The following is a 6933-nucleotide window of genomic DNA, read 5'->3' as shown; positions in this document are numbered from 1 at the left end:
ACACCCTTTGCATCAGGCCCGAGCGCGGCGACCTCCCCGGCCCATTCCATGCCGAGCACGGCGCCGATGCCGCCGGCTGCGCCATGTGCGTGGCCTTTGCGCATGCCGGTGTCGGCGCGGTTCAGGCCACAGGCGCGCACGCGGACCAGCACCTGCGTGCCCTCAGGTTTTGGTTGAGGAACGTCGGAAATACTAGCGCCGTCAGAGCCGTAGACGTAAGCCTTCATGAATTGCTCTCGCTTCTTGCAGTGACTATTCCGCGGCTTCGCGCTGCGGCTGAATGATCATGCCCTCCAGCCGGCTGCGAATGATCGCCTCCGCCTCGCGCACGATGCGGGAGACCAGCTCGGCACAGCTCGGGATGTCCTGGATCAGGCCCTGCACCTGGCCGGCCGACCAGATCCCCTCGTCGGAATTGCCGGTGGCGTAGACCATCTTGCCGCGGGCACCCGCAACGAGCTCACGGATGTCCTCGAACTTGGCGCCTTCCTTCTCCATGGCGACGACCTTGGTCGAGATCGCGTTCCTGGCAACGCGCGAGGTGTTGCGCATGGTGCGGAAGATCAGCTCGGTCTCGCGCTCGTCATTGGCGACGATCTTCTCCTTGATGAGCTGGTGAATCGGGCTCTCCTTCGTGGCCATGAAGCGCGTGCCCATGTTGATGCCGTCCGCGCCCAGTGCCAGCGCGGCAACGAGGCCGCGCGCATCGGCGAAGCCGCCGGAGGCGATCATCGGGATCTTGATCTTGTTGGCGGCGGCCGGGATCAGGATCAGGCCGGGCGTGTCGTCCTCGCCGGGATGGCCGGCGCATTCGAAGCCATCGATCGAGATGGCGTCGACGCCCATCCGCTCGGCCGAGAGCGCGTGGCGCACGCTGGTGCATTTGTGCACGACCTTCACGCCGTGCTTCCTGAACTCGTCGACATGTTCCTGCGGCTTGTTGCCGGCGGTCTCGACCACCTTGACGCCGCTCTCGATGATGGCGGCGCGGTATTCGGCATAAGGCGGCGGCTTGATCGCGGGCAGGATGGTGAGGTTGACGCCGAACGGCTTGTCGGTGAGGTCGCGGCAGCGCGCGATCTCCTTGGCGAGGTCCTCCGGCGTTGGCTGGGTCAGCGCGGTGATGAAGCCCAGCGCCCCGGCATTGGCGACCGCCGCGACCAGCTCGGCGCGCCCGACCCATTGCATGCCGCCCTGGACGATCGGGTGCTCGACGCCGACGAGCTTGGTGAACCGTGTCTGCAACATGATCTTTTTCCCCCGCGCTTGTACGGCGCTGTGTTGTCGGTTGATGGCGGCAGGATGCCGCCCGGGTGGGGAAATGTCTATTGCGGGGGTGTGCGGTGAAGGCAGGGCCTCATGCGGGAGGCAACTTGATTCCGCGGGGCGGATAATCCGCGTGCGCTATCACCTCATAAGGAAGTTCTTTCCTCGCCCTCGTCGTCATGCCCCGGCTTGACCGGGGCATCCAGTACGCCGCGGCGTCTCGGCTCCAGCCTCGCAGTCTCTGGAATACTGGATTGCCCGCTTTCGCGGGAATGACACCGAATGTGGAGCGAAGAGCTACTCCGCCGACAGCCGCACCATCTGGCGGCCGCCGTTCATTTCCTTGAGGCGGTTGACGAAGTTTTCCGGGCGCTGCCAGCGGTTGGGGACTTGCAAGCCCATGAACTCGGCGATGTCGCCGATGAAGCCGGTGCAGTTGATGGTCTCGGCGTTCCACACCGGCGTGTTCGCCTGCAATTTCTTGATGTAGGCGAACACGCGCTTGGCGTCGGCCTCGTTCAGATAGACCCGATAGCTCGCGGTCAGATATTCCGGGTCGAGATCGCCATAACTCGCGCCGGTCTCGGCGGGCACGAAGGTGATGTGGCCGAGCACGTAAGCCAGCGTGTCGCCCGCTGGCGTGAGACCCGCGACCTCGACCGCCTTCTCGCTGGTCTTGCCGTACCAGACGAAGGCGTGGCCCCAGCTCGCGGCCGTCCGCGCGCGGAAGTCGACGTAGTAGGGACCTTTCTCCGCACGCGCCAGCGGGCGCCGCGTTGCTTGCGGCGCCGGCCGTGATGCGGTGTCAGCAGTGGCAAGCGCGTTCGCGTCGGCAACGCGCTTGTTCGCCTCGTGAGCCGAGGCCGAGGGCATCGTGCACGCGATCATGGCCGCAAGCGCGAAGCCCGCGAGGATGCAGGATCCCGATCGATCAGGCTTGTACGTCACGCTGTGCCCCCTCTGCTCTCGGCCGCTTACGCTGCTTCGTGCTGCGCGTCAGTAGCGCGCTGCGACCGGGCCGGGCGCCTTGCCGATGGGAGCCTTTCCAACCGGGCTCTTGCCAATCGGCATCTTGCCGATCGGCGCCTGCTCGGCCGGATAGGCCGGCACGGGCTGGCGGCGCGGAATATCTGCAGCGTTCGCAGCCGTCACGAGAGCAAGCGTGGCACCCAGAGCAATTACAATCTTCTTCACAGTGATACCCCTAGAAGGTTTGGTCAAAACACGACCATGCCGTGCCCCCAGACACGCCTCACAGAAGGGCGGCCGAATGCGTCCAAGTTGCGGCACGCGCGGGACATGTTGGCGGCATATGTCTGACACGCGGAGATGTGATGTATCCCGATTTTTCGGCCGCGCGAGCGCATGCAGCTTTGTAGCCCGCCTGAGCACAGCGATACGGGTTCCCTACGGAAGCATGGGTCCCGGATGTCACTTCGCTCATCCGGAATACAACACAGCCTGTTCTTACCGGATCGGTCTATCGCTTTCCGAGGAAGTTCGAGCGCAGCTTGTCTGCGAACCAGACCACGAAAATAGCAACGAACGAGAGAGCGACGTACAGGACCGTCCACAAGAGTGCATTGCCGGCATTCGACATGGCGTCCTCCCTGGCATCAAAAATTGATGTCCTGCGCGAAGGATAGTCTTGGCCGCGACGGCGCGATTTGCGCTGGATCAATTTTGCTGCGCTGCGGAGCAAATAGCCGACGAGTCTCCATTCCGGGGGCACGGCTCGGCGCCCGCCGGAAATGATGGAGAGCACCAGGGCGTGCACTCATAAATGACGATGTCGGCTTCTGATGGCGAGCGGAAATGGTCTGATCGGTTAGAGCATTACCGCTTGTGACCCCGAAGCGGACGTGGTGATCCCGCGTTCTTTTCGAGGACGCGGTTTGCGCAATCATCTGAGTGGCCAAGGACTCGGCTCGCAAGCATTGTTCACAATCATCGCTCGACTGCAAATATGCGCCACTCGCCGGGAACACCCTTCAGCGATCGGGCGCCGCGGTCGCCGAACCGTAACGCTGATCCAGCCACCAGTTCTTTGACGGTACTCGATACCAGGACCTCACTCGCGCCTGCAAGAGCTGCAACACGTGCGCCGATGTGGACGGCGATACCGCCGACATCGTCGTCGCTCACTTCGCATTCGCCCGTATGCAGTCCCGCGCGGATTTCTATGCCTAGCGATTGAACCTCGTCGGCAATTGCGCAAGCGCAGCGTACCCCGCGTGCCGGTCCATCGAAGGTGGCCAGAATGCCGTCGCCAGTAGTCTTGACTTCATGACCGCGGAAACGATCGAGGTTGCGCCTGATCGTTGCGTGATGAGCGTCAAACAGATCGTGCCAACGGCGGTCGCCGAGTGCAGCCGCCTTCTCGGTCGAGCCAACGATGTCTGTAAAGAGAACCGTAGCAAGCACCCGATCAACCATGACCGGCGTGCGCACGCCGGTCAGAAATTCCTCGATTGTGTCCGCGATTAAATCGGCGTTGTCGCCGAAAAACGGAGGGTGGTCGATGCCAGGAAGCTCGACGTAACGAGCCGCGGGGATGTGCTCCGCCAGATAACGTCCGCCCTCCACGTTGATTGCTCTGTCTCCGGTGCGGTGAACGACAAGCGTGGGCACCCGGATCGTTGGCAGGATACCACTAATATCGATTTGACTATTCATACGCATGAGTTCGGTCGCCGCAGCCGGGCTCGCCCCAAGGCGCTCGAATCGGCCCATCCATTGTTGAGCGGTGGGATCGTTAGCAAGCGAGGGAAAAAAGACGGCTATGCTGGCGCCAGAACCCCAACACTGATCAATATAACCGAGGAACTCTATCAGATCCTTCTCTGTCGGTAGCCAAGACGAAAATTGAGCAAAGCCGCCGTAGAGTATCAGTGCACGGGCCCGTGCCGGATAAGTCGCGGCGAACAGGGCCGCCAAGGATGCGCCTTCCGATGCTCCAAGGAGCGCCGCCTGTTCCATCTCTGCAGCGTCCATAACTGCCCGGAGGTCGTCCATACGCTGGTCAAGGCCTGGCAGCTCCGGCACACAATCGGACATGCCTGTCCCACGCTTGTCAAACATTGCCACCCGAGCAAAGGACCCCAGCCGCAACAGCCACCGAGCGACTGCCGGATGATCCCAGTAGACCTCAATGTTCGACACGAAATAGGGAGCGAGAACCAGATTAATCGGCCCGTTGCCAAATACCTGGTAAGCGATATGGACGTCGCCGCTCTTCGCATAGCGAGTGACCGGCTGCATGGATGATCTCCCCGGCCTCGGTCGTCGCAGTCCGCCTGGAGTGTAGCAGCAAGACGGGTACCGGCAAAGGTTGAATGTCTCCGGTTGGCCCGTTTAAAACGTGGACGCACGGTCACGATGTCTGTTTCTAGGGGGAGTGCGGAAATCGGCGCCGCCCGGCTAAACCGACGCGAATGACCCGTTGCGGACTTGGAGGAGGACCGCTGATTGGCTCAATCGAGTGCTGGCGTGCTTAGCGGCGGAAGCTGTATATTTCCGCGAGGCATTGCTGACGGACCAAGCCAAAACATGAATTTTGAACGTGACATAGCAAAGATAAGTGGAATATCCGCCGTTCCGACCATTCTCGATGTGGTTAGTCGGACCACGGGCATGGGCTTTACCGCGGTGGCTCGCGTTACAGAAGACAGGTGGATCACCTGCGCATCGCGAGACGAGCTCGCGTTCGGTCTGAAGCCCGGTGATGAGCTAAAGATAGAGACGACTATTTGCCACGAAATTCGACAGAACCGCGAGGCTGTAATCATCGACAATGTCAGTGAGGATGCGGACTATTGCTCGCACCACACTCCCGCCCAGTACGGCTTTCGAAGCTATATCTCGGTACCCATCATTCTTCCGGACGGTACTTTTTTTGGGACGCTCTGTGCTATCGACCCGAAGCCACGAAAGCTTCGCACGCCGGAAATCGTGGGGATGTTCAAGTTGTTTGCGGAGCTTATCGCTACCCATCTCGATTCGGCCGCCAGGGTCGAGGCGAGTGAAGGCAAGTTGGCTTTTGAGAAAAGAAATTCAGAATTGCGGGAGCAATTTATCGCTGTTCTTGGTCATGACCTAAGAAACCCTCTCGCGTCCATCCAAGGCGGCCTTCGCCTGCTCAACAAGAAGGTCGATGCAGAAGGACAGGGGTGGATTGTTCATCTCAACAGCAGCGTGGCCCGAATGGCCGGGCTAATCGACAATGTTATGGATTTCGCACGAGCTAGACTCGGCGCAGGAGTGCAGCTCAACCTCAAGGAGGAAAATCTAGAACCGATTATCAGGCAGGTCATATCTGAATTTGAGAATGTCCATCCTGGACGGACTATCGTCTCCACCCTAGAAGTCCCCGGGACGGTCAAAGTGGATGCTGGGCGCATCGCTCAGATGGTGTCAAATCTATTGGGGAATGCAATTTCCTACGGGTCAAACGATCAGCCGATAACCGTTGCGGCAAAGCGCACTGACGCAGGGTTTGAAATTAGCATCACGAACTGTGGCAACCCAATTCCAGCTGAAGCGATGCAGCACCTGTTTACCGCGTTTCATCGTGGCGACGTCCTTCCTAATCAAAAAGGTCTAGGCCTTGGGTTGTATATCTCGCAGGAGATAGCTCGGGCACATGGAGGTGCCATCGTTGCCAAATCATCTCCCCGCGAAACAACCTTTACAGCAACGTTCGCGTAGTCAATGCAGTAACCAGCAGGTGTGACGGCGGCGCTAGAACGAGTCGCCTTCAAAGCTGACTGCGTGGGCACGTGGTCCGCTTCTCGCCCTTCTGCGACCTTCGACGATGTCCGCTTTTGTGCCGCTGTTGAATGATGAGCGGACATCAGGCGCGACCAAGATCAAGCGTCTCACTTATGAGTACACGCCCTACAGCCGAAACTCGTTGGTGAGCTCGCCGTCGATTGCCACCGTCACCGTGTTCACCGGCTCCTTCATCACGCCGACGCCGACCGAGGTGCCGACGGCGATGAGGTCGCCGGGAAGCAGGGTCATGTCGTGGGAGATTTTGCTGACCAGCTCCTGCGCGCTGAAGATCATGTCCGAGATCGGATAGTTCTGCCGCTCCGCGCCATTGAGGATCGTGCGGACCGTGAGCTGGGCCGGATCGAGACCGGTCGCGATGACGGGCCCGAACGGGCCGTAATCGTCGATGCCCTTCGCGCGGGCCCATTGCGGGAAGGTGGGGTCGCGGGTCAAGATGTCGTTGGCGGTGATGTCGTTGACGCAGGTGTAGCCGAAGATGAAGCTGTCGGCCTCGGCGGGAGAGACACGCGCGCAAGTCTTGCCGATGACGATGCCGAGCTCGCCTTCATAAGTGGTCTTGCCGTCATAGTATGAGGGACGGCGGATCACGGCGCCGGGCGTCGTGATGCTGGTGGTGGCTTTGAGCAGATAGAGCGGCTCCGGCGGCTCAGGCTGGTTCAGCTTGGCGGCGAGCGCGTGAAAGTTGTTCCAGAGCGCGACGATCTTGCTGGGCACGCAGGGCGCCAGCAGCTCGATTTCCGACAGTGCCAGTGTCTTGCCCGTGGATGCGTTGCGGCCGAACAACTCGCCCTCGTGCACGCTGACGCCTGACGAGGTTAGTGTGCCAAAACCGGTGCTACCGGCGTGGCGGAAGCGCAGCCACTTCTTCATCTC

Annotated in this window: 8 protein-coding genes; 1 reads left to right on the top strand and 7 read right to left on the bottom strand. The window is 60.8% G+C overall.

Going from position 1 to position 6933, the window contains the following annotated elements:
- The 6 genes from SE91_RS35420 to SE91_RS20160 all read right to left on the bottom strand — a co-directional run.
- On the bottom strand, positions 1 to 227 hold a 227-nt coding region (locus tag SE91_RS35420), incomplete at its 3' end, for an alcohol dehydrogenase catalytic domain-containing protein (protein WP_156490032.1).
- Between the two features lie 25 nt (positions 228 to 252).
- The gene (locus SE91_RS20180) at positions 253 to 1293 is read right to left on the bottom strand and encodes an NAD(P)H-dependent flavin oxidoreductase (RefSeq protein WP_283806314.1); all 1041 of its coding nucleotides are present in this window, start codon (positions 1291 to 1293) and stop codon (positions 253 to 255) included.
- A gap of 270 nt (positions 1294 to 1563) precedes the next feature.
- A complete protein-coding gene (locus tag SE91_RS20175; RefSeq protein ID WP_061848832.1) occupies positions 1564 to 2214 on the bottom strand; it encodes a hypothetical protein in 651 nt (216 codons plus the stop codon).
- 48 nt (positions 2215 to 2262) lie between these two features.
- The gene (locus SE91_RS20170) at positions 2263 to 2460 is read right to left on the bottom strand and encodes a hypothetical protein (protein WP_008553873.1); all 198 of its coding nucleotides are present in this window, start codon (positions 2458 to 2460) and stop codon (positions 2263 to 2265) included.
- A gap of 286 nt (positions 2461 to 2746) precedes the next feature.
- Positions 2747 to 3031: a hypothetical protein gene (locus SE91_RS20165; protein ID WP_156489693.1), complete on the bottom strand. Its 285-nt coding sequence runs from the start codon at positions 3029 to 3031 to the stop codon at positions 2747 to 2749.
- A gap of 182 nt (positions 3032 to 3213) precedes the next feature.
- On the bottom strand, positions 3214 to 4527 hold the full coding sequence (locus tag SE91_RS20160; protein ID WP_008553877.1) for an adenylate/guanylate cyclase domain-containing protein: 1314 nt from the start codon (positions 4525 to 4527) through the stop codon (positions 3214 to 3216).
- 288 nt (positions 4528 to 4815) lie between these two features.
- Here SE91_RS20160 and SE91_RS20155 point away from each other — a divergent pair, with 288 nt between their 5' ends.
- Complete coding sequence (locus SE91_RS20155) at positions 4816 to 5973, top strand: GAF domain-containing sensor histidine kinase (protein WP_061848830.1); 1158 nt, start codon at positions 4816 to 4818, stop codon at positions 5971 to 5973.
- A gap of 189 nt (positions 5974 to 6162) precedes the next feature.
- On the opposite strand, the gene SE91_RS20150 is transcribed toward SE91_RS20155, so the two are convergent.
- The coding region (locus SE91_RS20150; RefSeq protein ID WP_245318483.1) for a fumarylacetoacetate hydrolase family protein at positions 6163 to 6933 on the bottom strand (771 nt) is incomplete at its 5' end.

Source organism: Bradyrhizobium sp. DOA1 (assembly GCF_001593325.1).
GTDB lineage: Bacteria > Pseudomonadota > Alphaproteobacteria > Rhizobiales > Xanthobacteraceae > Bradyrhizobium.
This window is presented reverse-complemented; position numbering and strand designations above follow the sequence as displayed.